At 46.4% G+C, this 25,302-nt stretch carries 27 protein-coding genes and 1 riboswitch; of the genes, 24 read left to right on the plus strand and 3 right to left on the minus strand.

The features are described from left to right. The first annotated feature begins 76 nt into the window (after positions 1-76). From CRO25_RS22575 to CRO25_RS22585, 3 genes are all read left to right on the plus strand, one after another. Entirely contained in the window at positions 77-454 is a 378-nt protein-coding gene (locus CRO25_RS22575; RefSeq protein ID WP_079696587.1) for a DUF350 domain-containing protein, read from the plus strand. Between the two features lie 120 nt (positions 455-574). Continuing rightward, positions 575-1,141, plus strand: coding sequence for a hypothetical protein (locus tag CRO25_RS22580; protein ID WP_079696539.1), 567 nt, complete (start codon positions 575-577; stop codon positions 1,139-1,141). 128 nt (positions 1,142-1,269) lie between these two features. Next, entirely contained in the window at positions 1,270-2,484 is a 1,215-nt protein-coding gene (locus CRO25_RS22585; RefSeq protein ID WP_072734041.1) for an MFS transporter, read from the plus strand. 61 nt (positions 2,485-2,545) lie between these two features. Here CRO25_RS22585 and CRO25_RS22590 read toward each other — a convergent pair whose 3' ends face one another. Next, the gene (locus tag CRO25_RS22590) at positions 2,546-3,766 is read right to left on the minus strand and encodes an FAD-binding oxidoreductase (RefSeq protein WP_079696540.1); all 1,221 of its coding nucleotides are present in this window, start codon (positions 3,764-3,766) and stop codon (positions 2,546-2,548) included. A gap of 96 nt (positions 3,767-3,862) precedes the next feature. On the opposite strand from CRO25_RS22590, the gene CRO25_RS22595 reads away from it, so the two are divergent. From CRO25_RS22595 to CRO25_RS22625, 7 genes are all read left to right on the plus strand, one after another. Next, positions 3,863-4,096, plus strand: a complete 234-nt coding sequence (locus CRO25_RS22595; RefSeq protein WP_063564215.1) for a hypothetical protein — start codon at positions 3,863-3,865, stop codon at positions 4,094-4,096. Positions 4,097-4,131: 35 nt separating this feature from the next. Continuing rightward, positions 4,132-4,527 (plus strand): spore coat protein, encoded by a 396-nt coding sequence (locus CRO25_RS22600; RefSeq protein WP_079696541.1) that lies wholly within the window; start codon positions 4,132-4,134, stop codon positions 4,525-4,527. Positions 4,528-4,685: 158 nt separating this feature from the next. Then, positions 4,686-5,186 (plus strand): Lrp/AsnC family transcriptional regulator, encoded by a 501-nt coding sequence (locus tag CRO25_RS22605; protein WP_024628343.1) that lies wholly within the window; start codon positions 4,686-4,688, stop codon positions 5,184-5,186. Positions 5,187-5,199: 13 nt separating this feature from the next. Beyond that, the gene (locus tag CRO25_RS22610) at positions 5,200-6,408 is read left to right on the plus strand and encodes an aminotransferase class I/II-fold pyridoxal phosphate-dependent enzyme (protein ID WP_063564217.1); all 1,209 of its coding nucleotides are present in this window, start codon (positions 5,200-5,202) and stop codon (positions 6,406-6,408) included. Between the two features lie 191 nt (positions 6,409-6,599). Further along, positions 6,600-6,821: an aspartyl-phosphate phosphatase Spo0E family protein gene (locus CRO25_RS22615; RefSeq protein WP_179132242.1), complete on the plus strand. Its 222-nt coding sequence runs from the start codon at positions 6,600-6,602 to the stop codon at positions 6,819-6,821. Positions 6,822-6,983: 162 nt separating this feature from the next. Further along, positions 6,984-7,535: a hypothetical protein gene (locus CRO25_RS22620; RefSeq protein WP_063564218.1), complete on the plus strand. Its 552-nt coding sequence runs from the start codon at positions 6,984-6,986 to the stop codon at positions 7,533-7,535. 37 nt (positions 7,536-7,572) lie between these two features. After that, entirely contained in the window at positions 7,573-8,109 is a 537-nt protein-coding gene (locus tag CRO25_RS22625) for a bifunctional adenosylcobinamide kinase/adenosylcobinamide-phosphate guanylyltransferase (RefSeq protein WP_072734039.1), read from the plus strand. 105 nt (positions 8,110-8,214) lie between these two features. On the opposite strand, the gene CRO25_RS22630 is transcribed toward CRO25_RS22625, so the two are convergent. Further along, positions 8,215-8,826 (minus strand): DedA family protein, encoded by a 612-nt coding sequence (locus CRO25_RS22630; protein ID WP_024628348.1) that lies wholly within the window; start codon positions 8,824-8,826, stop codon positions 8,215-8,217. Positions 8,827-9,052: 226 nt separating this feature from the next. Between CRO25_RS22630 and CRO25_RS22635 the strand changes: the two genes are divergently transcribed. The 8 genes from CRO25_RS22635 (at position 9,053) to CRO25_RS22670 (ending at position 16,366) form a co-directional block, all read left to right on the plus strand. Beyond that, a complete protein-coding gene (locus CRO25_RS22635) occupies positions 9,053-9,634 on the plus strand; it encodes a cob(I)yrinic acid a,c-diamide adenosyltransferase (protein ID WP_076289912.1) in 582 nt (193 codons plus the stop codon). Beyond that, complete coding sequence (locus tag CRO25_RS22640) at positions 9,631-10,614, plus strand: RluA family pseudouridine synthase (protein WP_079696544.1); 984 nt, start codon at positions 9,631-9,633, stop codon at positions 10,612-10,614. The genes CRO25_RS22635 and CRO25_RS22640 overlap by 4 nt, the downstream gene beginning before the upstream one ends. 347 nt (positions 10,615-10,961) lie before the next feature. After that, positions 10,962-11,327, plus strand: coding sequence for an arsenate reductase family protein (locus CRO25_RS22645; protein ID WP_063564222.1), 366 nt, complete (start codon positions 10,962-10,964; stop codon positions 11,325-11,327). A 173-nt stretch (positions 11,328-11,500) separates the two neighbouring features. Next, positions 11,501-12,394 carry a 5'-3' exonuclease H3TH domain-containing protein gene (locus tag CRO25_RS22650; protein WP_072734037.1) on the plus strand — a complete coding sequence of 298 codons (894 nt, stop codon included), beginning with the start codon at positions 11,501-11,503 and terminating at the stop codon, positions 12,392-12,394. 5 nt (positions 12,395-12,399) lie between these two features. Then, positions 12,400-13,506 carry a phosphodiester glycosidase family protein gene (locus CRO25_RS22655; RefSeq protein ID WP_063564334.1) on the plus strand — a complete coding sequence of 369 codons (1,107 nt, stop codon included), beginning with the start codon at positions 12,400-12,402 and terminating at the stop codon, positions 13,504-13,506. 29 nt (positions 13,507-13,535) lie between these two features. Then, positions 13,536-14,231 carry an MOSC domain-containing protein gene (locus CRO25_RS22660; protein WP_079696546.1) on the plus strand — a complete coding sequence of 232 codons (696 nt, stop codon included), beginning with the start codon at positions 13,536-13,538 and terminating at the stop codon, positions 14,229-14,231. A 71-nt stretch (positions 14,232-14,302) separates the two neighbouring features. Continuing rightward, a complete protein-coding gene (locus CRO25_RS22665) occupies positions 14,303-15,181 on the plus strand; it encodes an ROK family protein (RefSeq protein ID WP_063564224.1) in 879 nt (292 codons plus the stop codon). Between the two features lie 183 nt (positions 15,182-15,364). Next, entirely contained in the window at positions 15,365-16,366 is a 1,002-nt protein-coding gene (locus CRO25_RS22670) for an HRDC domain-containing protein (protein WP_079696547.1), read from the plus strand. Positions 16,367-16,458: 92 nt separating this feature from the next. Here CRO25_RS22670 and corA read toward each other — a convergent pair whose 3' ends face one another. Then, the gene (corA, locus tag CRO25_RS22675) at positions 16,459-17,394 is read right to left on the minus strand and encodes a magnesium/cobalt transporter CorA (protein WP_053780458.1); all 936 of its coding nucleotides are present in this window, start codon (positions 17,392-17,394) and stop codon (positions 16,459-16,461) included. A gap of 453 nt (positions 17,395-17,847) precedes the next feature. Further along, positions 17,848-17,972, plus strand: a riboswitch (SAM riboswitch). A gap of 234 nt (positions 17,973-18,206) precedes the next feature. Here corA and metA point away from each other — a divergent pair. The 6 genes from metA (at position 18,207) to CRO25_RS22705 (ending at position 25,143) form a co-directional block, all read left to right on the plus strand. After that, positions 18,207-19,124 carry a homoserine O-succinyltransferase gene (gene metA / locus CRO25_RS22680; RefSeq protein WP_063564335.1) on the plus strand — a complete coding sequence of 306 codons (918 nt, stop codon included), beginning with the start codon at positions 18,207-18,209 and terminating at the stop codon, positions 19,122-19,124. A 24-nt stretch (positions 19,125-19,148) separates the two neighbouring features. Then, complete coding sequence (locus tag CRO25_RS22685) at positions 19,149-20,336, plus strand: aminotransferase class I/II-fold pyridoxal phosphate-dependent enzyme (protein ID WP_053780460.1); 1,188 nt, start codon at positions 19,149-19,151, stop codon at positions 20,334-20,336. Next, the gene (locus tag CRO25_RS22690) at positions 20,329-21,522 is read left to right on the plus strand and encodes a PLP-dependent aspartate aminotransferase family protein (RefSeq protein ID WP_063564226.1); all 1,194 of its coding nucleotides are present in this window, start codon (positions 20,329-20,331) and stop codon (positions 21,520-21,522) included. The genes CRO25_RS22685 and CRO25_RS22690 overlap by 8 nt, the downstream gene beginning before the upstream one ends. 245 nt (positions 21,523-21,767) lie before the next feature. Further along, on the plus strand, positions 21,768-22,904 hold the full coding sequence (mqnC, locus tag CRO25_RS22695; RefSeq protein ID WP_063564227.1) for a cyclic dehypoxanthinyl futalosine synthase: 1,137 nt from the start codon (positions 21,768-21,770) through the stop codon (positions 22,902-22,904). A gap of 251 nt (positions 22,905-23,155) precedes the next feature. Further along, positions 23,156-24,133, plus strand: a complete 978-nt coding sequence (locus CRO25_RS22700) for an aldo/keto reductase (protein WP_079696548.1) — start codon at positions 23,156-23,158, stop codon at positions 24,131-24,133. Next, positions 24,130-25,143 (plus strand): zinc-binding alcohol dehydrogenase family protein, encoded by a 1,014-nt coding sequence (locus CRO25_RS22705; protein ID WP_079696549.1) that lies wholly within the window; start codon positions 24,130-24,132, stop codon positions 25,141-25,143. The genes CRO25_RS22700 and CRO25_RS22705 overlap by 4 nt, the downstream gene beginning before the upstream one ends. Positions 25,144-25,302 lie beyond the last annotated feature (159 nt).

Below are 25,302 nucleotides of genomic sequence, written 5' to 3' on the forward strand. Positions count from 1 at the left end.
GTTCAGGCGGCAGAATGGGGAAGGGGAACGATGAGTGAAAGGGACGATTGACGAATTGCTGTCTCATCCCTTGGGGATGGTGCTCGGATTTTTCTCCGTAGCGATTATGGAGCTGCTTGTCTTTCTTGCTTGCTTTGAACTGGTGACCAAGTACAAATGCTGGCATGAAATCAAGAAGGGCAATATGGCGGTTGCGATGGCTACAGGAGGCAAGATCTTTGGAATCTGCAACGTGCTTCATTTCTGCATTCAGGCCAAATCATCGGTGTATGAAGCTATGACGTGGTCATTTGTAGGATTTGTCCTTCTGCTCATTGCCTATTTTCTATTCGAGTTTCTGACACCGGTGTTCTCCATTGACAAGGAGATTGAAGCGGATAACCGGGCCGTTGGATTGATATCCATGATTATTTCCGTCTCGTTGTCATTTGTTATTGGCGCGAGCATCATGTAGGGGGACCGTTCATGAAGATATTGATACGGATTCTGTTTGCTGCATCGATTGTATTTTTTGCCATAGGCATCATATATGTGTTAAACACATGATTATCTGAAAGAGAAAGGTTGATTTAATATGGAACCAACAGTATGTCCATGGTGCCACACCGAGATTGTATGGGATGAGGAGCTAGGTCCAGAAGAAGAATGCCCTTACTGTCATAATGAATTAAAGGGATATCGTACTCTAAACATCAATATCGGTGATGAAGAGAACAATGAAGCCGAGGAAGACATCTATGCTATGGATGATGTTGAGGACGATGAACAAACTACGGATCTCGCCAATCTGTGGGGAGATGAAGTAGAGCTGAAATTGCCGGAGCTTCGTACATTGACGAAATATGCCGATGAGGGCAATGATCTGATTCAATACGAAGAAGGTGTGGAGAAGCAGCTTGATTTGCAAGAAGAGGTTCCGGAATGCCCACACTGCCGTGAATTCATGATCCTCACGGGTACACAGAAGGCAACCAAGGATACGTTCAATCCTGTTGCCAATGCTGTCTCTGGTACGGATTCGTTGCTGGATGCGCCGTTCTCTGTACAAATGTATGTATGCTCAGGTTGCTTCCAGGTTCAATATAACCTGTCCGAAGATGACCGTCTGCGTCTGATCCAGAATTTGAGTGCACGGAAATAAGAGAGTAAGTCGCTTCTGAAAATATAATAATCCGGGAAATTCATCATGTTTTCCTTCTGCTTGGGGTACGTTAACCCTTAGACCTTGCCTGTGAAGTGCTGACTTCAGGTGGAATAAGGAGGGAGCAGATGAAGATTTCTCTGGGCCGACAATCCATTCTGCTACTAGGCGTGAATGGATTGTTTGTGTTAGCCGGAGCTTTGTCGGGAACGTTTCTGAATGTGTATCTGTGGAAAAGTCGTCCCGACTACGCTATGCTGGGATGGTTTACGATCAGCCAGCAAATTGCACTTGGACTCACGTTTTGGCTTGCGGGAAAGTGGGTCAAGGAACATAACAAAATGAGTGCGTTGCGATTAGGAACGGCCTTGTCAGGTATTTTTTACATGCTTGTGTTATGGGCGGGACCAAAAGCGGTTGACTGGATATGGCCTCTGGGGATTTTGTTTGGATGTGCACTTGGATTGTTCTGGATTGCGTTCAATGTGGTTTATTTTGAGGTGACTGACCGGGAGAATAGGGACCTGTTCAATGGCTGGGTGGGTCTGCTGGGTTCCATGACAGGCATCATCGGTCCGTGGTTCTCAGGTCTTATTATTTCACGAATGGTTGATAATTCGGGTTATCGCCTTATTTTTACGGTGTCATTAGTCATATATGTGATTGCCGTTGTGTTCAGTTTTTTTCTGAAAAAAAGGGAGGTCAGCGGCACATACCGCTGGTCTGAACCGTGGCGACAGTTGTCTGCCAAAGATAGCGCATGGAGACCGCTTGGCATGGGACTGTTTGCACAAGGCGTGCGGGAAGGCGTTTTTGCCTTTCTGATTGCATTGCTCGTCTATGTGGCAACTAAGCAGGAATATAAACTAGGGCAGTTCTCGCTAATCACTTCAGCCGTAGCACTGGTGAGTTACTGGGCCGCAGGAAAATGGTTTAAGCCGCAATACAGGTCCAGAGGGATGTTAGCCGGTGCGATATTGTTATTCATCGTGTTAATTCCGCTATTATGGAAGGTCAGCTATGGTACGCTTTTAATTATGGGAATTGGATCTGCCTTGTCGATGCCGTTGTATATTTTGCCAATGATTTCGGCAGGATTCGACCTGATGGGAGCGAGCGGCGAAAATGTAGAGAAAAGGGTTGAACTTGTCGTATTAAGGGAGCTTTGTTTGATGGTCGGTCGTTTATTTGGCCTTGCTGTATTTATTCTGACGGTCATGAATGGCCCTTCTTTACAAACATTAACCTGGCTTATTGTGGCGCTTGGGGCTTTCCCGCTTATTGGCTGGATATTCATGCGCAACTTGTTAGTACATCCGGATCAGCAAGAACCCTCAGCATAGGGAAAAGGGTACAGTCCAGGGAATAATCCTGAGCTGTACCCTTATTTATTTGAGGCGTTGCTTACACAGGAGAAGGTTTACTCGTTCTCGTTAATGAGAAAAGTTCCATATCGCCATTCTCAACTCCTGTAACAGCATCGGCCAAAAGAGAAGCAGCGAACATGCTGTACACTGTACCGTTACCGCCATAACCCTCAAGAAAATAAGAATGCGGGTATTCAGGATGTGGGCCGATAAACGGAAGTCCGTCATTCGTATTGCCAAACACGGCACCCCAGGCATAATCAACTTCAAGACCCTCCAGTGGAAAATAAGAGCGAACTTCTTCCAGCAGTGTATCTCCCCGGTGTCTTGCCCGAATCTCACGTTGATCTTCCCTCGGTGTCTCTTCATCCAGACCGCCAGCAATGATCCGTCCGTCTGGTGTGGTTCTCATATACAGGTAAGGGCGTGCCGTCTCCCAGATCAGACTGTGCTCATACCATTCCTTTAGGTCAGGCAACGGTTTAGTAGCGATAGCATAGGTGGTTTGCAGGTAGGCTCCTTGGTCTTTTTTGATGGTCTGCGTCTCATAACCGGCAGCAAAAATAACCTTGCTGGCCCGGATTTTCCCACCTGAAGTATGACACAGCACACCATCATCATCGAATTCACAATGAATCATCTCAGTCTGTCCATAGATTCGTGCTCCTCGTTTGCTTGCCGATTCAAACAAGGCATGAACAAAACGATACGGGTTCACTTCAGCATCCCCCAACGTATATAATGCGGCAGGTTTGCTGAAGGGGAAATGGGTGCTGATTTTGTCGGAATTCCACAGTTCAGCTTCAAAGCCATAATGCTTCAACGTTTGATATTCTTCCTCCAGCATGGCTACATCATCAATGCTGCTGGCAAAACAGAGACTGGTCCGTGGAATAAACCAGGGATCGGTATCCAACCTGTCCGCAATTTGTGTGAGTTTCTGCATGGCTTCACGACATAGTTCATAGAAGCGCACGCCTGTCTTTTCACCAAAGGTATTGATACAGGAGGTCAGTGTTTTGTCGTTTGTGTACTGCAAAAGTCCTGTATTGGCTGAACTACTGCCATGCGCAATCTTTCTCTTATCAATAACAACCGTATTAACTCCACGCTCCGTAAGCAATTCGGAAGTCAGTGCCCCCCCCATACCACCACCTATGATCAAGCAGTCACAGGAGATGTCGGTTTGTAGCGAGGGATAGTTGGAATTTGGGTTAAAAGTGGAAGGCCAGAACGGTGTACCATAGACCAGATCCATTAGAAACATCTCCTTCATGATTACGTTTGTATACTTTTGAGTGACCGGGTTAACAATAATTGCGCATAAACTTTATGCCGAGGAGGTCAACGAAACATGCAGAATCAATCCATGCAAGCGCTGAGTCCGAAAGAATTGAATTATATTGCGGATTCAATAACCAATGAAGAACTGCTGATCAAGCAGTGCGCGGCCACAGCTTCCATCTCACATAATCCGCAAATTCAGCAGGCACTGAATCACTATGTTCGTTCCCATGAACAGCATCTGAACACACTCGTTAATGCTTTGCAACAACATCAATCTATTGCTCCAACACAAGCGCAGTAATAGAAGCCAAATCTAAACGTATAGGAGGAAACCGTGTGTATTCTCAATCTTTATCATCTAATGGATCTTTTATGCAGGAACAGGATTTGTTGAAGTCGATTCTTGCGGATTTAAGACGAACCGCGCGCGAATATACGACAGCAACAACCGAAGCTTCCTGTCCCATTACACGTCGGATGTTCACAGACTTGACCAATGATACACTCCGTTTGCAAGGTGAGCTGTTCAATGTGATGCAGCAGAACAACATGTATTCGGTAGGCTCGAAAGCATTGCGCCAGGATGTGGACAAGCAGATTCAATCGGCCCACCAGACCCAACAGAAATGCCAGCAGTTCATTCAGGAAAAGAATACGCAGGCCAGTGCTTACAACCAGGCGCCTAATGTACCCCAGCATCAACCGAATTACGGTAACCCTTATTACATGTAACCTTTGTAATTATGGTTTGAAGCAGGTACTGTTACAGACCATACCACCGCTTGCCCGAATTCAGGGCGGGCGGTTTTTGTCTTTGCATGATCGTTGAATTCATGTAATATAAGTATTAATTCATTTTCAGGAAGCTGGATGACGCTGGAGGGAAAGACATGAAGGATCTGAACGATCTGCAATTAAAAGTTCTGGATTTGTTGAAGGAAGACGCGAGAAGGACTCCCGCACTGCTGTCGACGCTGCTGGGGGAGTCGGAAGATAAGATCAAGAACGCCGTGGCCCAGCTTGAACAGGACCACGTGATTGTGAAATACGCAACCGTTGTGAACTGGAGCAAGATTGATGATGAGAAAGTAACAGCCTTGATTGAAGTACAGATTACGCCTGAGCGTGGTCGTGGCTTCGAAGGGATCGCTGAACGCATTTATCTGTATCCGCAAGTGAAATCGGTATATCTCATGTCAGGTGCATATGATCTGCTCGTAGAAGTAGAAGGTGGCAACCTGCGTGAAGTCGCTAATTTTGTATCGGAGAAATTGTCTCCGATTGACTCTGTACTTTCAACCAAAACGAATTTTATTCTTAAAAAATATAAGCAGGACGGGATTATTTTTGAAGACCATCAGGAAGACAACCGTCTCATGATCTCGCCGTAAAGGAAGATGCGTCATGATAGTGAATGAACAGACAACAGGAAACAACAAGAAAATGACTTCGTATTTGGCACCTTTGGTTCAACAGATACCGCCATCCGGCATACGCAAATTTTTTGATCTGGTTGGCGATAACAAGGATATCATCACACTGGGTGTAGGTGAACCGGACTTTGTAACACCGTGGCATATGCGTGAAGCTTGTGTATATTCACTCGAAAGAGGCATGACCAGTTACACTTCCAATGCGGGTATGCCGAAACTGAGGGAAGCCATCAGCGAGTATCTGGATACTCAATTTGATACCAAGTATGATCCAAAGGACGAAATTATCGTTACCGTTGGTGGCAGTGAAGCCATTGATCTGGCATTGCGTGCATTGATTGTACCCGGAGACGAAATTCTGATTCCAGAACCTTCGTATGTGGCCTATTCTCCAATCGCTTCGATTGGTGGAGGCATACCGGTTGGTGTAGAAACGTATGCGAAGGATCAGTTTAAACTGACTGCCGAGGCGCTGGAAGCGGGAATTACGCCGAAGTCGAAGGTTCTTATCCTCTGTTATCCGAGCAATCCGACAGGTGCCATCATGACCTATGAAGAATGGTTGCCTATTGCTGAAGTGATCAAAAAGCATGATCTGATCGTCATTGCGGATGAGATTTATGCTGAGCTGACGTATACGCAAAAACATGTTAGTTTCGCTACGATTCCGGATATGAAGGAACGTACCATTTTGGTTAGTGGGTTTTCCAAGGCTTTTGCGATGACCGGCTGGCGAATTGGGTATATGTGCGGACATCCTGAACTGATTGCAGCCATGCTCAAAATTCATCAGTACACGGTGATGTGTGCACCTGCTATGGGACAGGTGGCCGCGCTTGAGGCATTGACGAACGGTTTGGGTGAGAAGGATAGAATGGTTGAATCCTATAATCAGCGCAGACGCCTTATCGTGCAGGGTTTTAGAGATATTGGACTGGACTGCCATGAACCCCAGGGAGCATTTTATGCATTTCCTAGTATCCAGAAGACGGGGCTGAGTTCGGATCTTTTTGCTGAGCGTTTGCTAACGGAAAATAAAGTGGCGGCTGTTCCGGGTAATGTATTTGGTCCACAAGGAGAAGGATTTCTTCGTTGTTCCTATGCAACATCTGTGACCCAATTGAATGAAGCCTTGGAACGAATCGGAAACTTTGTTTACAAACTGCAAAAAGAGGGTTAATAGGGATTAGAAGCTTCTGATCGACATAAACTTTCTTCAAACTAGAAAAAAAATAACTTTCTTTTACAAAATATTGTGATATAATTTCAATTTGAAATAAGTTTTTCTTGTATTTGGAAACTAATTTTTCCAAGGAGGGGTTGGCTTTGTTTTGTGTTGAATATGATTTACCGACTAATCGTGGGCATTATTTGGCAGAAGACGATCATGGCGACCGATGGTCGGTGAAACCGGATCACGCATCTTTGCATAACGTTTCCTTGGAAGATGAGATCCATATGCTACGCCGCAAGATGGAACAGATATTCCTTGAAGAGAAATCATTCACATCCGATATTGTAATTGAAATTAGCAGTTTGCTAGATTTGAAGATTAATGAATACATGAAGGCTAATCCGATTAAAGGAAAGTAATTTTTCGTTGTATCGAAACGTTACGCATATTCGATTCGAAGAAGACCCGGAAAGGGTCTTTTTTTTTGATCTATGAACAGATTGCTTTGGATAGGTAGGGTTATTTTTTTGCGTGGAACAATTGTGATATATTGTACATAGGAGACTAAAGGGGGAACTGGAATGAAGAGATTTTGGGGGCTTACCGCAATCATTTCTATGATTTTTCTGCTTGCTGGCTGTGGCGGTAAGGACGGTTTTACAATTTTTATCATTGATAACCAAGGAAATCCATCCGTGATCTCGGAGCAGTTGCAAGCTAATTTGCAGCAGAAGCTGGGCGAGGAGCCCAAGGTGGAGGTTATCACCAGTGCAATGTATGATGTTCAGAAAATTATGGTAGAATATGCGGCTGGTGGTCATGATATTTTCATTTTGCCTGAGGCTGATATGAAGCAGTACGGAAGTAACGGCTCCAATATTCCGCTGGATGATACATTTGATGCGGAGAAGTATAAGCGCGGTGTATTTGAAGGCGGGGTCCTGGTTGAAAAGGGTGAAGGAGATGACGGTTCAGATATCAAGACAGAATCACATCTCTATGGCATTCCCTTGGAAGACATGCAAATGTTCAAAGATGTAGATTATGCTGCACAAAATCTGTTTGCTACCATTCCGGTGTCGGCGTCTAATGTCGAAGAGTCCAAGAAAGTGCTGAAGGCGCTGACAGAGTAAATGCAATCTAGTATGGCTACTGAAGGAGGGGAGCGGATTGCTAATTACGGTCACAGGCGGCATAGGCAGTGGTAAAACCCGATTTGCGCTTGGATACGCAGCCCGGATTAGCCGGGAGGGCATCTATTTATCCACTGGTGATCATGATCCCGTGATTCCCGAATTGCCATCCGCTCATTATCGTGCCATCCAGGCTGGGAACGGCCAGCACCTGACGGAGGTGCTTCACCAGATTAATCGAGAATCCAATCTCTTCCTGGCAGATCAGCGGATTGTCATTGTGGATAGTCTGACCGCATGGATGGCAGCCGGGTTCAGGGCAAGTGATGATCTGGATCAGCAGCGTTCAGAGACACAGCTGTTGCTGGACGCCCTTCTGTCTTACCAGGGAAAGCTGCTCGTCATTACCAATGAAATGCATGGCTCTTTGTATCCTTCAGAGGAAGAACGAATTTTTGCAGCAAGAATGGCGTCAGTTAACCGGGCGTTGCAGGCGCATTCGGAACAGATGTATCTGTTGATATCTGGCTTGCCTGTTGATCTCAAAGATCGAGGGCTGCGATATGAAGATTAGTATTTCATAGTGTTAAACGATGGACGAGCCTAAAGAAGCCTCCGTTACCACAAATTGTGGTGCGGAGGCTTTATTTTATGACAAAAGCTATGCGTGTAAATTTCTTTATTTCCGAGTTTTATTGCGTCTGATCCACCAGATTATACAGCCAACAACAATAATCGCCAGAAGTACATATACGACCAGGGAGTACACGTCCATAAAGTGCAGAATACTCTCCCATGAAGCACCGAGAGCCGCACCAACCGAGACGAGAATAATATTCCAGGCCAGTGTTCCAATGGTTGTGAAGAGTAGGAATAAACCAAATTTCATGTTGGACATGCCGGCAGGAATTGAGATCAGGCTTCGAACAAGGGGAACCATGCGACAGAATAGTACGGTCCACATTCCATATTTGTCAAACCATGCATCGACACGGTGGATATCTTCTTTTTTGATCCGCAGAATATGACCCCAACGTTCTACAATCTTCTCCAGCCGATTGACATCAATCAGCAGTCCGATCCCATAGAGAATGACAGCCCCAAGCACAGAACCAATGGTAGCAGCAATAATAACACCGGGAAGGGTCAGGCTGGTGTAGGTGGTCATGAAGCCGCCAAAAGGTAATATGATTTCGGAGGGGATGGGAGGGAATACGTTTTCAAGCGCAATAATGAGTGCAATGCCTATGTAGCCGTATTGTTCCATGAAATCGGTTATCCAGTTTTGCATAATCGTCTCCTCTACTTTTGGTTTGCAAGGATTTGGCGTATACTCGGCAGAGTACACCAACTCATATATACGTGTGAAGGATCTCACTGGTTTCTGAAAATAATAGCATTCCCGTATTCATAGTAGGTCAAGTATACTGATTAAGTTAAACTCTAGAAGGGCATGCATTTATATTTAACCCCAGCGTTCTACCATGCGAATGATATTAACAATAGGAGGGATTACAATGGGCATATATACACGAACAGGTGACGAGGGACAGACCTCAGTCATTGGTGGACGGGTTATCAAGGACGATGACCGGGTTGAAGCTTATGGGACAATTGATGAGCTGAATTGTTTTGTTGGGCAGGCCATCAGTTTTATTGATCAAGCTAACGGGAAATTTGAGGATTTGCGTGAACACTTGCTCGAAATTCAGCAAGAATTGTTTGATTGCGGGTCCGATCTCGCCTTTGTAAAAATTAGCGAAACCAAATATAAAGTACGGGATGAGATGGTCACCCGGCTTGAGCAATGGATTGATCTGTATGATGCGGAAAATCCGAAGGTGGAACGGTTTATTTTGCCAGGGGGCAGTTTGCTCTCTTCCACATTACATGTCTGCCGTACAGTATGTCGTCGCGCTGAACGCCGTGCCGTAACCCTCGGACAACATACGGATATCAACCCTTCTGTACGACGTTATTTGAATCGTCTGTCTGATTATTTCTTCGTTGTAGCTCGGACTGCTAATGCGAGACAACAGGTAGCTGACATTGAGTATGTGCGGAGCAAAAAAGTATTCCGCCGCAAAGACAAAGAATGAGCGATTATTATTCACCACTTATTTACACGGTTCCCGAAAATGAAGATGGCTGGCTGCTGAAGACCGTGCTTCAGCGGCGCCTACAGGTCTCGCGCAAGCTCCTGTCGAGAATCAAACTTACAGAGCAGGGAATTATGTTGAATGGCGAGCGGGTATACATCAGCGTCAAAGTTAGCGCAGGTGACGTCCTGGAAGTCCGAATGGAACAGGAAGAGTCGGATGATATTTTACCTGAGCCGATTCCCTTTACGATACTGTATGAAGATGAGCACTTGCTTATCGTGAACAAAGATTCCGGTGTCATCGTACATCCAACACATGGGCATTACACAGGTACTTTGGCAAACGGGGTTGTCCATTATTGGAAGTCCAAAGGCGAGCGATTCCGCTTCAGGCCGATTCATCGACTGGATCAGGAAACATCGGGTGTGCTGGCAATCGCAAAAAATCCATATGTGCACCAGCATGTGTCTGAACAGATGATCGCAGGAACGGTGGATAAACAATATATTGCCTTAGTGCACGGTAGTCCTGCCCAAGAAGAGGGGGCCATCGATGGCCCGATTGATCGTGATCCCGAAGAGCCGCATCGTCGAATCGTTACACCTGACGGGTATGCGGCAAGAACGTTATACACGACCGTTGTCCGATGGGCGGGCGGAAGTGCCAGTGCGGTGAATCTGAAGCTGGAGAGCGGCAGAACCCATCAAATAAGGGTACATATGACATCGATTGGCTGCCCGTTAATTGGGGATCGGATGTACAAGACCCTTCCAGTGCATGAGATTGATGAGCAGACCATGGCTGTTCGGGAGGAACGAGACACTTGGATTGCACGTCAGGCATTGCATGCATGTGAGCTGGCGTTTGACCATCCCATTTTGCACAATCGGATGACGTTCCAAGCCCCGTTGCCCGCAGATATGGCTGCCCTGGAGGCTCGCCTGGATACCGAGGCATCACCGAGAAAAGCGTTGTAGGAAGCTGTCAAAACAGCCTGATTGTGCGCTGTGTGTAGTAGCTCAGAGTGCGTTTGTGTCCAGCTGTAAGTCAACGGTTAGTTAGCTCAACCAGTGTGAGGCATGCAAACTGCATCCGAACAAAATGCCGCAGGCTAATTTTTGAAATTTTTAGGTTGTAGGATTTTTATGTTTTAAGGTTTTTGACCCTAAAGCCGAATGTATATTTTTCTCATTCGAAAAGAGGTTTAAAATTACAGTGCGATGGTATCGGTTTGGAGCGACTTTTGGATTTGCGAAGCAAACCAAGGGAAGCGAGAAATCGAAACCGGAGCACCACCGGAGCACACATAGGAGGACAAGTAACGATGAGTAATCTAAAAGTATATCAATACGCCAAATGTGGCACGTGCCGCAAAGCCGTAAAATGGCTGGAAGCTCAGGGGCATGAGCTGGAATTAATCCCTATTTTCGACACACCTCCATCCGAAGCAGAATTAACGGAGTTGATTCAGAAGAGCGGAGTTGAAGTGAAGAAGTTCTTTAATACGAGTGGGGAAGTGTACAAGGAGCAGCAATTGAAGGACAAGCTGCCAGGGTTGTCCACAGAAGAGCAGATTCGTTTGCTGGCTTCCAATGGTCGTCTGATTAAACGTCCAATCGTTACGGATGGTCACAAAGTGACCGTAGGATTCAAAGAAGACACGTATGAGCAGGAATGGAACAACGCGTAATTTATAGATGAATGATTTCATTGATTGTTAAATGAACCAAGGTGAAAAAGGCTCTGAATGTTCAAATTTCAGGGCTTTTTTGGCTGGTCGATCCTTGGCGGAACTATGCTATAATGATAGAATTAGTTCGATATTTTATTTGCTAGATACAGGACAGGAGAGAACAAATTCAAGTGAATCAACGTAATGAACCTACTTTGTTGCTGGTAGATGGTATGGCGGTGTTGTTCCGTGCATTCTATGCAACATCTGCAAGCGGATATATCAGACGTACAAAGGCAGGCGTGCCAACCAACGCAGTATACGGATTTATCCGTTATTTTTGGGATGCGGTTCAGACCTTTGGGCCAAGTCATGTCGTATGCTGTTGGGATATGGGGGGCAAGACGTTTCGCGGTGAAGAGTATGCAGCGTACAAGGGGAACCGTCCGGAAGCTCCGGATGATCTGATTCCTCAATTTGCTCTGATTCGTGAAGTGATGGATAGTTTGAACATTCCGAATATTGGCGCTCAAGGATATGAGGCTGATGATTGCATCGGTACACTTGCCAAGTACTACACCGAGCAGACGGATATGAACGTGATGGTACTTACGGGTGACCATGATATGCTGCAACTGATTGATGACCGCACAAGCATTATTATTATGAAAAAAGGTCATGGCAATTACATGGTGTATACGCCTGAATCTCTAATGACGGAGAAACAACTGACGCCTCGTCAAGTGATTGACATGAAAGGTCTGATGGGCGATGCCAGTGACAATTATCCTGGGGTACGGGGCATTGGGGAGAAGACGGCTTTGAAACTTGTGCAGGAGTTTGGCTCCATAGAAGGCATTTTGGACAATATGGATAAACTTACCCCTTCGGTACGTAACAAGATTGAGAATGATCTCGATATGCTTCATCTGTCTCGTAAACTGGCAGAGATTCACTGTGCTGTTCCGGTAGCTTGTGCACTGGATGTATGTGAATTGCGTCTTGATCCGGATATGGTGATGGACAAGTTCGAACAACTTGAGATGAAGAGCCTGGGCTCTTGGATGGGAGTGGCAATAGGGTGAGTAGTATGCAGACAAAAAGGACGGGCAAAAAGTGGTGGACAGGGGCTATGGCCCTCGTCCTTGCTTTGCCGGTAATCCTTTCAGGAGCGGTGAGTGCTCCACAGACAGCGGATGCCAAAGCGGCAATTAGCACCAAGGTACAGAAAGTAAAAGCAGCAGGACGCAGTTTTACCGTGCAGACGGTTAGTATTCCCAAGGGTACACCAGTTACCGTAGGATTGGCGAAGAAGCAGGTCGGTCAGACCGCAACATTACCTTCGATTGTTAAGGCATATGGCGCGCAAGCGGCCATTAACGGAGCGTTTTTTGAAGCTTATAACGGAGCTCCAGATCCATACGGCATGTTAATAGCAAACGGCAAAGTTATACATATTGGAAGATACGGAACAACGATCGGGTTTAAGGAAGACGGTTCAGCCATCATGGATTCGCTTCAAGTGAGTCTGACGGGTAAAGTAACAGATAAAGAAGGGAAATCACGCAGTTGGTATGCGACCTTTATTAACCGAACACCTTCCGCGAATGCGAGTATTACGATGTTATACACGCCAGAGCGGGGATCTACAGTCGGGTTCAAAGGAGGTACGGCGGTTGTGATGGAGAAAGGGATTGTCACCAAGAAAGTACCGAATACCGATGTAGCCATTCCGAAGAATGGCTCGGTGCTGGTCTTCACGGGAAATCAGAAATCTTCGTCGGATCGCTTCACCGTTGGATCAACTGTAGAGATGAATTATAAATACACCAATGCAGCAGGCAAAGAGATCCCTTGGCAAGATGTAGTCACCGCTGTGGGCGCAGGTCCGCGTCTGGTGAAAGACGGCAAAATTGCCGTAAATCCAACGAGTGAGGGCTTCAAGGATACCAAAATTCTCAATGCCTCCGGCGCAAGAAGCGGTATAGCCATAATGGCCGACGGTTCGGTTATGTTGGCTACCGTGTCAGGAGCGACGATCAAAGAATGGGCTGCTGTCATGCAGAAGCTTGGTGCCAAGGAGGCAATGAACCTGGATGGTGGTGCATCTTCTGGCATGTATGCTGGCGGCAAAATGCTTACTTCCCCGGGCCGCTTGTTAAGTAATACACTTGTTTTTGGTGGCTCTGTTCGTTAAAAGAAAGCTAATATGGGAGGTAGGATCAGATGACACTCACACATAACCGGAAGCCAGATGAAAGCAAAACGGCGGTATTAGCTGTAAACGTAGGGCAACTTCAGGCCTTGCCTGGCCAGAAGCGCGAAGTGATGAGCGGCATTGTGAAACATCCCATATCCAGCCCGGTCTTCCTGTCATTCACCGGAATGACAGGGGATGCCCAGGCGGATCTCGAGCATCATGGTGGGCCTGATAAGGCAGTTTGTGTATACGATTACAGTCGTTATCCGGCGCTTGAACAACTGTTGGATCGCAAGCTGAACTGGGGAGCTTGTGGAGAAAATCTGACAGTTGAAGGCTGTATGGAGGAAGAAGTCCGGATTGGTGATGTGTATGAATTGGGGGAAGCCACGGTACAGGTCAGCCAGCCAAGACAGCCTTGCTTCAAGCTTGGTGCAAGGTATGATTACAAAGAATTGCCTGTTTATTTTCAGGATAGCGGGCATACCGGATTTTATTTTCGGGTGTTGCAAGAGGGTGAGGTAACTCCTTCTGCAATATTCAGACGAATAAGCACGGACCCTGCATCAATGACCATTCTGAAAGCCAATCGAATTATGCATCAGGGGAAGCAGGATGCCGTTGCTATGCGTGCTTTGCTGGCCATTCCAACGTTAGCCGACAGCTGGAAGCAGACCTTATTGAAGCGATTGGCCAAGCTCGAAACTGCTGAACAGGATTAATTCATGTCCTCGTTTAGAGAACAGATTCGAAGATCCATTTTAATTTTAAACTACTTGGGAGAGTGACTAACATGACGATTTTAGGCGCAATTGAAGCTGGAGGAACCAAATTTGTATGTGGTATCGGTACGGAAGAAGGAGAAGTTCTTGAGCGCGTAAGCTTTCCAACGACGACACCGGAAGAGACGATGGCTCAAGTAATCGCTTTTTTTGAAGGTAAAGGTATTGAAGCTTTGGGTGTAGGTTCATTTGGTCCAATTGATCCGATTGAAGGAAGCCCGACCTATGGTTACATCACAACAACACCCAAACCGCATTGGGGTCAGTATAACCTGATTGGTAAGCTCAAGGAGCACTTTGATGTACCGATGACGTTCGACACGGATGTAAACGGTGCTGCGCTTGGGGAAGCAACCTGGGGGGCTGCACAAGGCCTGGATAGCTGTCTGTATATTACTGTCGGAACGGGTATTGGTGCAGGCGCAGTTGTAGGTGGCAAAATGGTCCATGGATTGTCACATCCAGAGATGGGACACATCATTGTACGCAGACATCCTGAAGATACGTATGAAGGGTTCTGTCCGTATCATGGGGACTGTCTGGAAGGGCTTGCCGCAGGTCCTGCCATCAATAAACGTTGGGAGCAACCGGCTTACGAACTGCCAGCCGATCACAAGGCCTGGGAGATTGAAGCACATTACCTGGCGCATGCTCTGATGAATTATGTATTGATCCTCACACCTCAGAAAATTGTAATGGGTGGCGGTGTGATGAAGCAGGAGCATCTGTTCCCAATGGTTCGCAGCAAACTGCAGGAATTGCTCGCTGGATACGTTCAGCATCCTGCACTTCAGTCCGAAATTGACCAGTATGTCGTTTCACCGGGACTTGGCGATAACGCAGGACTGTGTGGTTCGCTTGCGTTGGCCAAATTGGCTTTGAACAAGTAAATGGCTTTACAAACAAGCAGTTGACGAATTTTTCCATTGTGGTAATATTATGAGCAACAGCATAGCACGGTTAATGAGGAAGCACCTCTCTTGCATGGATTTTGCAGGAGAGGTGTTTTTTTGTTGCTTAATTTAGCACAAAACAGACTGTGTCGAGCTGAACTATTGAAGGAGGGACAAGAAATGGAAGTCATTTTCATGAACAGATTATCCAGAATGTCAGGTCAGAATGAAGAGCATGCGCAGTTGTGGATCGGTGAAGAAGAAGGAGCGTGGCATCTGGGATGGAGCCGATATGAGGAAGGAGATCGAACGGATGACATCTGGTATGCTGGCAGTTCGTGGGACGAGCTGTTAAATGTTTATCGTCATCAGTTAGCCATACAGATGGGCGAAGGATATCGTCCGTTGCTGCAGGGTATGTTTCACGAAAATGATGATTTGAAGTCGCGCAGTTATGGCGGTCAACGTCTTCATTGTTACAGTGAATTATATGGCAATGAGGGGCTGTATATGGACCTATGCATATGGCGCAGGAAGAGAGCAGCGTCTGACCGGAAGGCCCCCTATTTTATTGCAACAAACCGGTTGTTACGCATGATCAGTGCATTTGTTCCACAAACCATCGATGAATTGATGCAACTGCCTGGCGTAGGAGAGAGCAAGGCTTCCGAGTACGGAGCTGAATGGTTGGAGCTTACGAATGGACTGGAACGTTCCACATCTTTTCCGCTAGAGTGGGTGTACTCGGTTCTGAAGGAACAAGAATATGAGAGCTGGTTGTACAAACAGAGAGAGCAGAAATACAAGCAGGAGCTAGACAGATTTACCACACGGAAGCAGGTACTTGAAGGGATGAAAGAAGGATATACGTTAGAGGAGATCGTGAATCGTTCCGGATTGTCCCGTCGGGAGCTAATTGAACTGTTAGAGGCACTGGATTTGGAGGGGTATGACACAGATTGTCTACTCGATGCGGAGCTTGCTGTCATGCCCGAAGAGGAGCAAGAGGCGGTATGGAGCGCCTACGAGGAGCTGGGAGATACGTTTCTGAAGCCCGTGTTACATAAGGTGTATGGAGAAGAGAAGACTGGCGGGAGCAATCTGGAGCAGGTCTACGAAAGACTGCGCATGATTCGCATCCGGTTTCGTCGTCACACAGAGACAGAGCAGAATGCAGGCTAGATTGGAAATAGGACGTTAGTTGTCATACAATAAACTAATTATAAAAAAAGACGAAGCGTCTCCAAAAGTGGAGCGCTTCGTCTTTTGCTATTTCAAACCCAATCTTTTTTGCGGAAAATAAAGAACATGCTTAGGCCCAGCGTAACCATTAGGCCAATAACCACGAAATAACCATATTTCCAGTCCAACTCAGGCATGTTCGTGAAGTTCATCCCATAGATGCCAGTGATAACGGTCAGCGGCATGAACACCGTGGTAATGGCGGTGAACACACGCATGATTTCATTCGCCCGGTTGGCGATACTGGATTGGTAAGCTTCTCGTAAGTTCCCCATCAGGTCGCGATAAGTCTCAAAGGTTTCGGATATTTTCACAGCATTCTCATAAATGTCACTGAAATACTTTTGCAGTTGATCATCAATAAGACGCAGATCTTTTTTATTGAGTGTGTTAATGACCTCTTTCTGAGGTCCCAGCACTTTCTTCAGCCACAAAATCTCACTGCGCAACCCGATAATCTCATTCAGATGAGACTTCTTGGTGTGCATCAAAATGTCTTCTTCTAGCTTCTCGATACGCGCTTCAATTCGGTCACCTACGGTGAAATAATTATCAACAATCAAGTCAACCAGCAGATACAGCAGCTTATCCGGCGTACTGATTTCCTGTTCCCATAGGATCGGTTTCAATGTTCGCAATTCGCTAACTTTCTGTTTGGTAACACTGATAATAAAGTGTCTGCCAAGGAACAAGTTGACGGCACGTAAAAAAATCTCTTCATCATCAAAACGAATGCTATTAATAACAATAAAATAATGGCTCTCATAAATTTCAATCTTCGGACGTTGTTCTTCGTCACTCAAACAGTCTTCCACGGCCAGATCATGCATCATGAACAGCGGTTGAAGTACCGCCAAATCGTCTACGTCGGCATCAATCCAGTAAAACCCCTCCGCTGGTGGAGTCAGCGCCTGCTGAATGTCGTCCACCGGAATAAATACACCGTTATTTACCAACCGGATTTTCATTATTCATCTACTCCTTCTGCACCCGCCAAATGGGCGGATTTCATCAATATGGGCGCAAAAAGAACAGATCAGCCGGTCGGCAGCGGAGCCTGGAAGTCAGGACTGCGTTCGCTCTATAATCAAACGGAAGTAACGTCCCGCTGCCGGCATGCTGATATCAATTCTCTATGCAGTTTGTCGGAATTCGGCTGCCAGTCAGGCCTCGGGTCGCCATCCATTGAATATGTCACCTCTCACATAAGGGTTTATAACACTTGTCTAGTATACCGCTGGTACAGGGTCCTTTCAAGCGCAAAAATGTGTCGATTTCGCGCCCTGGAGCAGTGTATGACAACGGATGATGAACGGTTCCGATCCTGAGGAACAGACATTGAACTACACCTTGACGTGAGGGGATTAATGTCTTAAAGTAAAAGGTGAACCACACTAGTATTTACAATTGAATAAAGCGAAATCTTATCAAGAGTAGGTGGAGGGACTGGCCCGATGAAACCCGGCAACCGGCGGTATACCGCACGGTGCTAATTCTTGCAGCGACCAAGTGTCCAAGTGACACTGTTGTAACTGAGAGATGAGAGAGGCGCATATCTATTTACATATGACCTTTCTCGGAATCCGAGGAAGGTCTTTGTTATATGCACCGACTTCTCAGCAGTGATTTTCGCTAAGGAACTTGAGCTTGCCGCCAGCAATGTGGTTGCAATTCAGCGCCTGCAGGCAAGCTCATGGCAGCCTATAACTGTACGGATGCGAATCGTATCGATTCCGCAGTGGCTGCATCTATTTATGCACAAGGAGGAGTTAGAAACACCATGCCAATCAAAATTCCAGACACACTGCCTGCCAAGGAAGTACTTGCAGGAGAGAACATCTTTGTCATGGACGAGACATCTGCTTACCAGCAGGACATTCGTCCACTACGTATCGCTATATTAAACCTGATGCCCACAAAGGAAACGACAGAAACACAATTGCTTCGTCTGGTGGGTAACACACCCATTCAGGTAGATATCGTTCTGGTTCATCCGAAGTCTCATACGTCCAAGAATACTTCCCAGGAATATTTGGACTTGTTCTACAAAACCTTTGATGAGATTGAACACCGCCGTTTTGACGGCATGATCATTACAGGCGCTCCTGTAGAGCAAATGGACTTTGAAGACGTGAACTATTGGAAAGAAATCCAGGAGATCTTCGAATGGACCAAAACCAATGTGACTTCGACCATGCATATATGTTGGGCTTCCCAAGCGGGTTTATACCATCATTTCGGAGTTCCCAAAGTTCCGCTGGATGAAAAATGTTTTGGCGTATTCTCACATACGATCAACAGATCCAATGTACAGTTGCTGCGCGGATTTGATGAAGTATTCAACGTCCCGCATTCCCGCCATACGGAAGTGCGACGTGAAGATATTGAAAAAAATGAAAACCTTGAAATATTGGCTGAATCTGAGGAAGCGGGTATTTTCCTGGTTGCTACCAAAGACGGCAAACAGATTTTTGCAACCGGACATGCTGAGTATGACCCGCTTTCATTGAAATGGGAATATGACCGTGATGCAGCTAAAGGCATGGACATTGCGCTGCCTAGACATTATTTCCCGAATGACGATCCTTCCCGTGTTCCCCCGGCCACTTGGCGGGCACATGCAAACTTATTATTCTCTAATTGGCTCAATTACTATGTGTATCAAGAGACACCTTACGATATTGGTCCGCAAATCTAATCGACATTACAGGAGGATGCTGCAATGGAAGACAACAAGTTGAAAATCGAAAGTCGATTGGCCCAAATTGGGTCTATCAATGAACCGGTAACGGGCGCCATTAATTTTCCGATCTATCAATCCACTGCGTTTCGCCACCCAAAGCTTGGACAAAGCACGGGATTTGATTATATTCGTACGACCAATCCAACCCGTAAAGTGTTGGAAGAAGCAGCGGCAGCGTTGGAATCCGGTGATGCAGGTTTTGCCTGTAGCTCCGGCATGGCTGCTTTGCAAACGATTTTCGCTTTATTTGGACAAGGGGATCATCTGATTGTATCGCTGGATCTGTACGGCGGAACGTATCGTTTGCTTGAACGCATCCTGTCTCGATTTGGTGTGACAGCAAGTTATGTAGATACCAATGACCTGGCAGCTCTGGAAAGTATTCGTCAACCGAATACAAAAGCGGTATTTATTGAGACACCAACCAATCCACTAATGATGATTACGGATGTGGAAGCGGTATGCTCCTGGGCCAAGAGCCATAACTTGCTGACCATTGTGGATAATACACTACTGACTCCATTCTTCCAGCGTCCAATTGAACTCGGTGCTGATATCATCATCCATAGTGCCACGAAGTATCTGGGTGGTCATAATGATGTACTTGCCGGATTAATTATTACCAAAGGGGAAGAATTGTCGGCCGAAATGGCATTCCTGCACAATTCTATTGGAGCAGTGTTGTCTCCAAGCGACTCCTATCAGCTGATGAAAGGCATGAAGACACTCGCTCTTCGCATGGAGCGGCATGAGTATAATGCTTTGACGATTGCCAAGTACCTTTTGGAGCACCCAGCCGTTAATGAAGTGTATCATCCTGGTTTGTCGGATCATCCCGGATTTGAAATACAGAATAAACAATCCAGTGGAAATACAGGCATTTTCTCTTTCAAAGTAAAGGATGCTCGTTATGTTGAACCGTTGCTTCGTCACATCAAACTGATTGCTTTTGCGGAAAGCCTCGGGGGTGTAGAGTCATTGATGACTTATCCTGCGGTACAGACCCATGCGGATATTCCGATTGAAATTCGTGACGCTGTAGGTGTAGATGACCGTCTGTTGCGCTTCTCTGTAGGGATCGAGCACGCCGAAGATCTGATTGCCGATCTGGGCAATGCACTCACAGCTGCACAGCAGGAGATAGAAGGGGGAACGCATCATGAGTGAGCAAAACAATAATGCCAACAATCATGAACGGAATGTTCATTCCGACCTGAAGTTCGATACCAAGCTGCTGCATTTCGGTGATGAAATCGATAAAACCACCGGGGCTTCCAGTGTGCCAATTTACCAGGCCTCCACATTCCATCATTTTGATATTTTTAATCCACCTCAACATGATTATAGTCGTTCCGGTAACCCGACTCGTCAGGCATTGGAGGATTACATTACATTATTGGAGGGTGGGGCACGCGGATTTGCCTATTCCTCAGGCATGGCTGCCATCTCCAGTGTGTTCATGATGTTCTCGGCAGGCGATCACATGATTGTGACGGAAGATGTATATGGAGGAACGTATCGACTGCTTACTTCCATTCTGAGCCGGATGCAGATTGAGACTACCTTTGTGGATATGACCAATATTGATGAAGTGAAAGCAGCGCTCAAACCGAATACGAAGGCAGTCTATATGGAAACACCATCCAACCCGACACTTCGGATCACGGATATTGCTGCAGTCACCTCCTGGGCACAGGAACATGAGTTAATCTCCATTCTTGATAACACCTTCATGACGCCTTATTACCAACGTCCGATTGAGCTCGGGGTGGATATTGTCGTACATAGTGCGACCAAGTTTCTTGGCGGACACAGTGATGTGCTGGCAGGTTTAGCCGTTGCTCGTACGGATTCATTGGGTACACAGCTAAAACAATTGCAGAATGGACTTGGAACCGTGCTCGGGGCTCAGGAATCCTGGCTGCTGATGCGTGGTATGAAAACCTTGGGTGCGCGTATGGCCCACAGTGAACAGAGCACAGCGAAGCTGGCTGCATGGCTTAGTGGACGCAGTGATATTACGGCTGTATTTTATCCGGGGCTGCTGGATCATCCCGGCCGTGAAGCTCATGAACGTCAGTCAAGCGGATACGGGGCAGTCGTGTCATTTGACGTTGGTTCAGGCGATCGGGCCAAGGCAGTACTTAATCGTGTGAAATTGCCAATTGTTGCCGTGAGTTTGGGTGCGGTTGAAAGTATCTTGTCTTATCCTGCGATGATGTCTCATGCGGCTATGCCGGCTGAGGTTCGTCGTGATCGGGGTATAACTGACGGATTACTGCGCTTCTCTGTAGGTCTGGAAGACATCGATGACCTGATTGCAGATCTGGATCAGGCACTTCAGGACTCGTAGGATCGAACAGTATTGAAACACGGGTGTTAGAGCCCGCTGAAAAAGAAATGAAATTAGATAGCATATGTAAACATTTTTATTAATTTTTAAAGCACCTTCTCATAAGGTGCTTTTTTTCACATGTAACCTGTGTTACGATATGTGGAGTACAGAAATGCGATGTTGCCACCAAAACTTTCATCTATATGAGCAAGTTGGGACGGATCGTGATTATATTTTCTCTTCATGAGGGAGGCTTTTTTACGATGAGTACGGTAGACCGTATCTTAGATAAAGCCCTTCGGGGCGAACGTTTGGACTTGGAAGACACGATTCAGCTGTTTGAATCAAATGAAGTAGACAAAATCGGGGCCGCCGCCAATGTGATTGTAAAACGCATGCACCCCGAACCATACAGAACATTTGTAATTGGGCGTAACGTCAACTACACGAACGTGTGTGATGTGTACTGCCGTTTTTGTGCTTTCTACCGCAGACCTGGCTCTGACGAAGGATATGTACTTCCCGATGAAGTCATTTTCCAGAAGATTCAAGAAACCGAAGACGTAAATGGTACCGAGATTTTGATGCAAGGCGGAACGAATCCGAATCTGCCGTTTAGCTATTACACTGACCTGCTCAAAGCGATCAAGGAGCGTTTCCCTAATATTACGATGCACTCCTTCTCGCCAGCTGAAATTATGAAAATGGTTGAAGTGTCCGACGGTCTTACTTTGGAAGAGGTTGTACGTGCAATTCACGAAGCGGGACTCGATTCTCTGCCTGGTGGTGGTGCGGAAATCCTGGATGACCGTACACGCCGCAAAATCAGCCGTTTGAAAGGTTCATGGCGCGATTGGATGGACGTTATGCAGACAGCTCACCGTATCGGTATGAACACAACGGCAACGATGGTTATCGGCCTTGGTGAAACGATGGAAGAGCGCGCACTGCATCTGCTTCGTGTACGTGAAGCTCAGGATGAGTGCATTGCGAACAAGTATGATTCCGAAGGATTCCTGGCGTTCATTCCTTGGACATTCCAACCGGATAATACGAATCTGAAGCTGGAGCGTCAGACGCCAGAAGAGTACCTGAAGACGGTAGCGATCAGTCGACTGGTGTTGGACAACATCAAAAACATTCAATCCTCATGGGTAACGATGGGACCTGAAGTCGGCAAAAAATCACTCGAATTTGGCTGCAATGACTTTGGTAGCACCATGATTGAAGAGAACGTGGTATCTGCTGCAGGCGCAACGTACAAAGTCAACATTGGTTCCATTACGCAACTGATTCGGGAGTCCGGTTATATTCCAGCACAGCGTAACACAAGATATGACATCCTGCGGACGTTTGATGAGAATAATGCCATTCAACAAGATTTTGTAATGCAGAACTAATATTTATTTTATAGTACATCACGCTGATGAATTGAATGGATAAGAATCATTCAGTCAGTTTGGATATGAAGTCCGTTGATTACTCTTTAAGGGGGAATCGGCGGACTTTTTAATTTCACTTCACACCAAGCGATTATTCAAAGATCATCAAACAGTACATATTACGCATTTGGCGATATTTTAGTTTGAAATTCAACTGTTACAATGAAAGGACACGTGAGTAAGCAGACATGCTGGGAAGGGGCAGGCCGATGAAAACAAGAAGACTTGGGAAGACGGAATTGGAAGTACCTGTACTGAGCTTTGGAGCATCCTCTCTAGGTTCAGTATTTCGTGATATTGACCGAGGTGAGGGTGTCCGTACGGTTCACGCCGCTGTAGATGCAGGGATGAACTATATAGATGTTTCGCCCTATTATGGATTAACGAAGGCTGAATCGGTGCTTGGAGAAGCCATCCGTAGTTTGCCACGTAGCTCGTTTACGTTGTCGACCAAGGCTGGACGTTATGGGGAGAATGCATTTGATTTTTCGCGTAAGCGGATACATGATAGTGTACAAGAGAGTCTGGATCGACTACATACCGATTATATTGACATCTTGTTCTTGCATGACATTGAGTTTGTCTCGGCCGATATTATTATTGAAGAAGCTTTCCCAACCTTACTCCGCCTAAAGGAGCAGGGAGTCATTCGCCATGCAGGGATTTGTGGATTGCCCCTACCGTTGTTCGAGAAGGTTCTGCCACAGATCGATGCGGATGCGATCATCTCGTATTGTCATTATTCATTGAATGATACCTCATTATTGTCGTTATTGCCCTTGTTGGAAAAAAAAGAAATTGGCCTCGTCAATGCTTCGCCTCTTTCTATGGGCTTGTTGAGTACCCGAGGGGCTCCTGCCTGGCATCCGGCAGATGATCAGGTGAAACAGCTCTGCCTGAAGGCTGCCCGCTTCTGTACAGAACAAGGTAATGACATTGCCAAGCTGGCCGTGCAATTCTCCACGTCGAATGAACGAATTCCGACAACACTGGTGAGCAGTGCCAGCCAGCGTAATATCCTCAATAATGCAGCCTGGGTAGAGGAACCGATCGATCAGATCCTGCTGGATGAAGTGCTGCGCATTCTGGCTCCATTGCATAACGAGACGTGGTCAAGCGGACGACCTGAATATAATACGAAGCTAAGCAAAACGACAGCAGAAGCACCCAAGGGGGAACAACGATGAGAACCATTGTATGTGAAGAAATAGATCAATTGAAGCTCCAGGACCTGCCTCAACCGGAACGAGCAGAAGGAGAGGCGTTGGTTGCCATTCGGCGGATTGGGATATGTGGAACAGATCTGCATGCGTACAAAGGCAACCAGCCATTCTTTACCTATCCTCGTGTTCTGGGTCATGAACTGGCGGCTGTTATTGAAGAAATCGGTCCGAACGAGGCAGGATTACAGCCTGGGGATCAGGTAAGTATTATTCCGTATTTGCATTGTGGGCATTGTATCGCCTGTCGATCAGGGAAAACGAATTGTTGTGTGTCCATGCAGGTGATGGGTGTACATGTGGACGGCGGCATGCGAGAGAGAATCGTTGTGCCTGTCTCCCATCTGATCCAAGCCGAAGGACTTACACTGGATGAAACAGCGATGGTAGAACCGCTCAGTATTGGTGCTCATGCGGTCAGAAGAGCAGCACTAAGGCCTGGTGAACAGGTTGTTGTCATTGGAGCTGGACCGATTGGTCTGGGTGTGATGGCATTTGCCAAACAGGCGGGGGCGCGTGTCATTGCCGTTGATCGTAATCTGGACAGGCTGGAGCTTAGCCGGACTTGGGCTGGAGCGGATGATCTGGTACAGGCCAATGAACATTCTGTACAACAAGTGGCTGAAATTACGGGAGGCGACTATGCTACAGCTGTCTTCGATGCAACAGGTAACGTGAATTCGATGAATGAGGCGTTTCAATATGTTGCTCATAGTGGTCAACTTATTTTCGTGGGACTGGTGAAAGCGGATGTTACCTTTCATGACCCCGAATTTCACAAGCGGGAGATGAGTATCTTGGGCAGTCGAAACGCAACCCGTGAAGATTTTGAACAAGTCCTGTCGACCTTGCGTCAAAAGAAATTAAGCATGGATGGGTATATCACACACCGAGTGGAATTTGATGAGTTACCTACTGCAATAGATCAATGGTTATTGCCAGATTCACATGTAGTCAAAGCCATCGTTGAGCTATAATAACAAGTAAGTCTGATAACAGAAAAAAACGCTCTCTGACCTTACTGGACAATACTGTCCATCCATAGGGGAAGAGAGCGTTTTTTGTAAGTTGAATTAAAATTACACGATAACGAAGAGGACAGAAAAAAACCTGAAAAAGCGAAGCGTTCGCCTTTA

This window comes from Paenibacillus sp. RU5M (genome assembly GCF_900221055.1).
Lineage (GTDB): Bacteria > Bacillota > Bacilli > Paenibacillales > Paenibacillaceae > Paenibacillus > Paenibacillus marchantiae.

Excerpts from the sequence above, each read along its gene's own strand:
- CRO25_RS22575 (WP_079696587.1), top strand. The coding sequence starts at position 77 with ATGGTGCTCGGATTTTTCTCCGTAGCGATTATGGAGCTGCTTGTCTTT.
- CRO25_RS22705 (WP_079696549.1), top strand. The coding sequence starts at position 24,130 with ATGAGAACCATTGTATGTGAAGAAATAGATCAATTGAAGCTCCAGGAC.
- CRO25_RS22585 (WP_072734041.1), top strand. The coding sequence starts at position 1,270 with ATGAAGATTTCTCTGGGCCGACAATCCATTCTGCTACTAGGCGTGAAT.
- metA (WP_063564335.1), top strand. The coding sequence starts at position 18,207 with ATGCCAATCAAAATTCCAGACACACTGCCTGCCAAGGAAGTACTTGCA.
- CRO25_RS22630 (WP_024628348.1), bottom strand. The coding sequence starts at position 8,826 with ATGCAAAACTGGATAACCGATTTCATGGAACAATACGGCTACATAGGC.
- corA (WP_053780458.1), bottom strand. The coding sequence starts at position 17,394 with ATGAAAATCCGGTTGGTAAATAACGGTGTATTTATTCCGGTGGACGAC.
- CRO25_RS22580 (WP_079696539.1), top strand. The coding sequence starts at position 575 with ATGGAACCAACAGTATGTCCATGGTGCCACACCGAGATTGTATGGGAT.
- mqnC (WP_063564227.1), top strand. The coding sequence starts at position 21,768 with ATGAGTACGGTAGACCGTATCTTAGATAAAGCCCTTCGGGGCGAACGT.
- CRO25_RS22690 (WP_063564226.1), top strand. The coding sequence starts at position 20,329 with ATGAGTGAGCAAAACAATAATGCCAACAATCATGAACGGAATGTTCAT.
- CRO25_RS22605 (WP_024628343.1), top strand. The coding sequence starts at position 4,686 with ATGAAGGATCTGAACGATCTGCAATTAAAAGTTCTGGATTTGTTGAAG.
- CRO25_RS22610 (WP_063564217.1), top strand. The coding sequence starts at position 5,200 with ATGATAGTGAATGAACAGACAACAGGAAACAACAAGAAAATGACTTCG.
- CRO25_RS22635 (WP_076289912.1), top strand. The coding sequence starts at position 9,053 with ATGGGCATATATACACGAACAGGTGACGAGGGACAGACCTCAGTCATT.
- CRO25_RS22685 (WP_053780460.1), top strand. The coding sequence starts at position 19,149 with ATGGAAGACAACAAGTTGAAAATCGAAAGTCGATTGGCCCAAATTGGG.
- CRO25_RS22640 (WP_079696544.1), top strand. The coding sequence starts at position 9,631 with ATGAGCGATTATTATTCACCACTTATTTACACGGTTCCCGAAAATGAA.
- CRO25_RS22645 (WP_063564222.1), top strand. The coding sequence starts at position 10,962 with ATGAGTAATCTAAAAGTATATCAATACGCCAAATGTGGCACGTGCCGC.
- CRO25_RS22665 (WP_063564224.1), top strand. The coding sequence starts at position 14,303 with ATGACGATTTTAGGCGCAATTGAAGCTGGAGGAACCAAATTTGTATGT.
- CRO25_RS22590 (WP_079696540.1), bottom strand. The coding sequence starts at position 3,766 with ATGGATCTGGTCTATGGTACACCGTTCTGGCCTTCCACTTTTAACCCA.
- CRO25_RS22595 (WP_063564215.1), top strand. The coding sequence starts at position 3,863 with ATGCAGAATCAATCCATGCAAGCGCTGAGTCCGAAAGAATTGAATTAT.
- CRO25_RS22670 (WP_079696547.1), top strand. The coding sequence starts at position 15,365 with ATGGAAGTCATTTTCATGAACAGATTATCCAGAATGTCAGGTCAGAAT.
- CRO25_RS22700 (WP_079696548.1), top strand. The coding sequence starts at position 23,156 with ATGAAAACAAGAAGACTTGGGAAGACGGAATTGGAAGTACCTGTACTG.
- CRO25_RS22660 (WP_079696546.1), top strand. The coding sequence starts at position 13,536 with ATGACACTCACACATAACCGGAAGCCAGATGAAAGCAAAACGGCGGTA.
- CRO25_RS22620 (WP_063564218.1), top strand. The coding sequence starts at position 6,984 with ATGAAGAGATTTTGGGGGCTTACCGCAATCATTTCTATGATTTTTCTG.
- CRO25_RS22655 (WP_063564334.1), top strand. The coding sequence starts at position 12,400 with ATGCAGACAAAAAGGACGGGCAAAAAGTGGTGGACAGGGGCTATGGCC.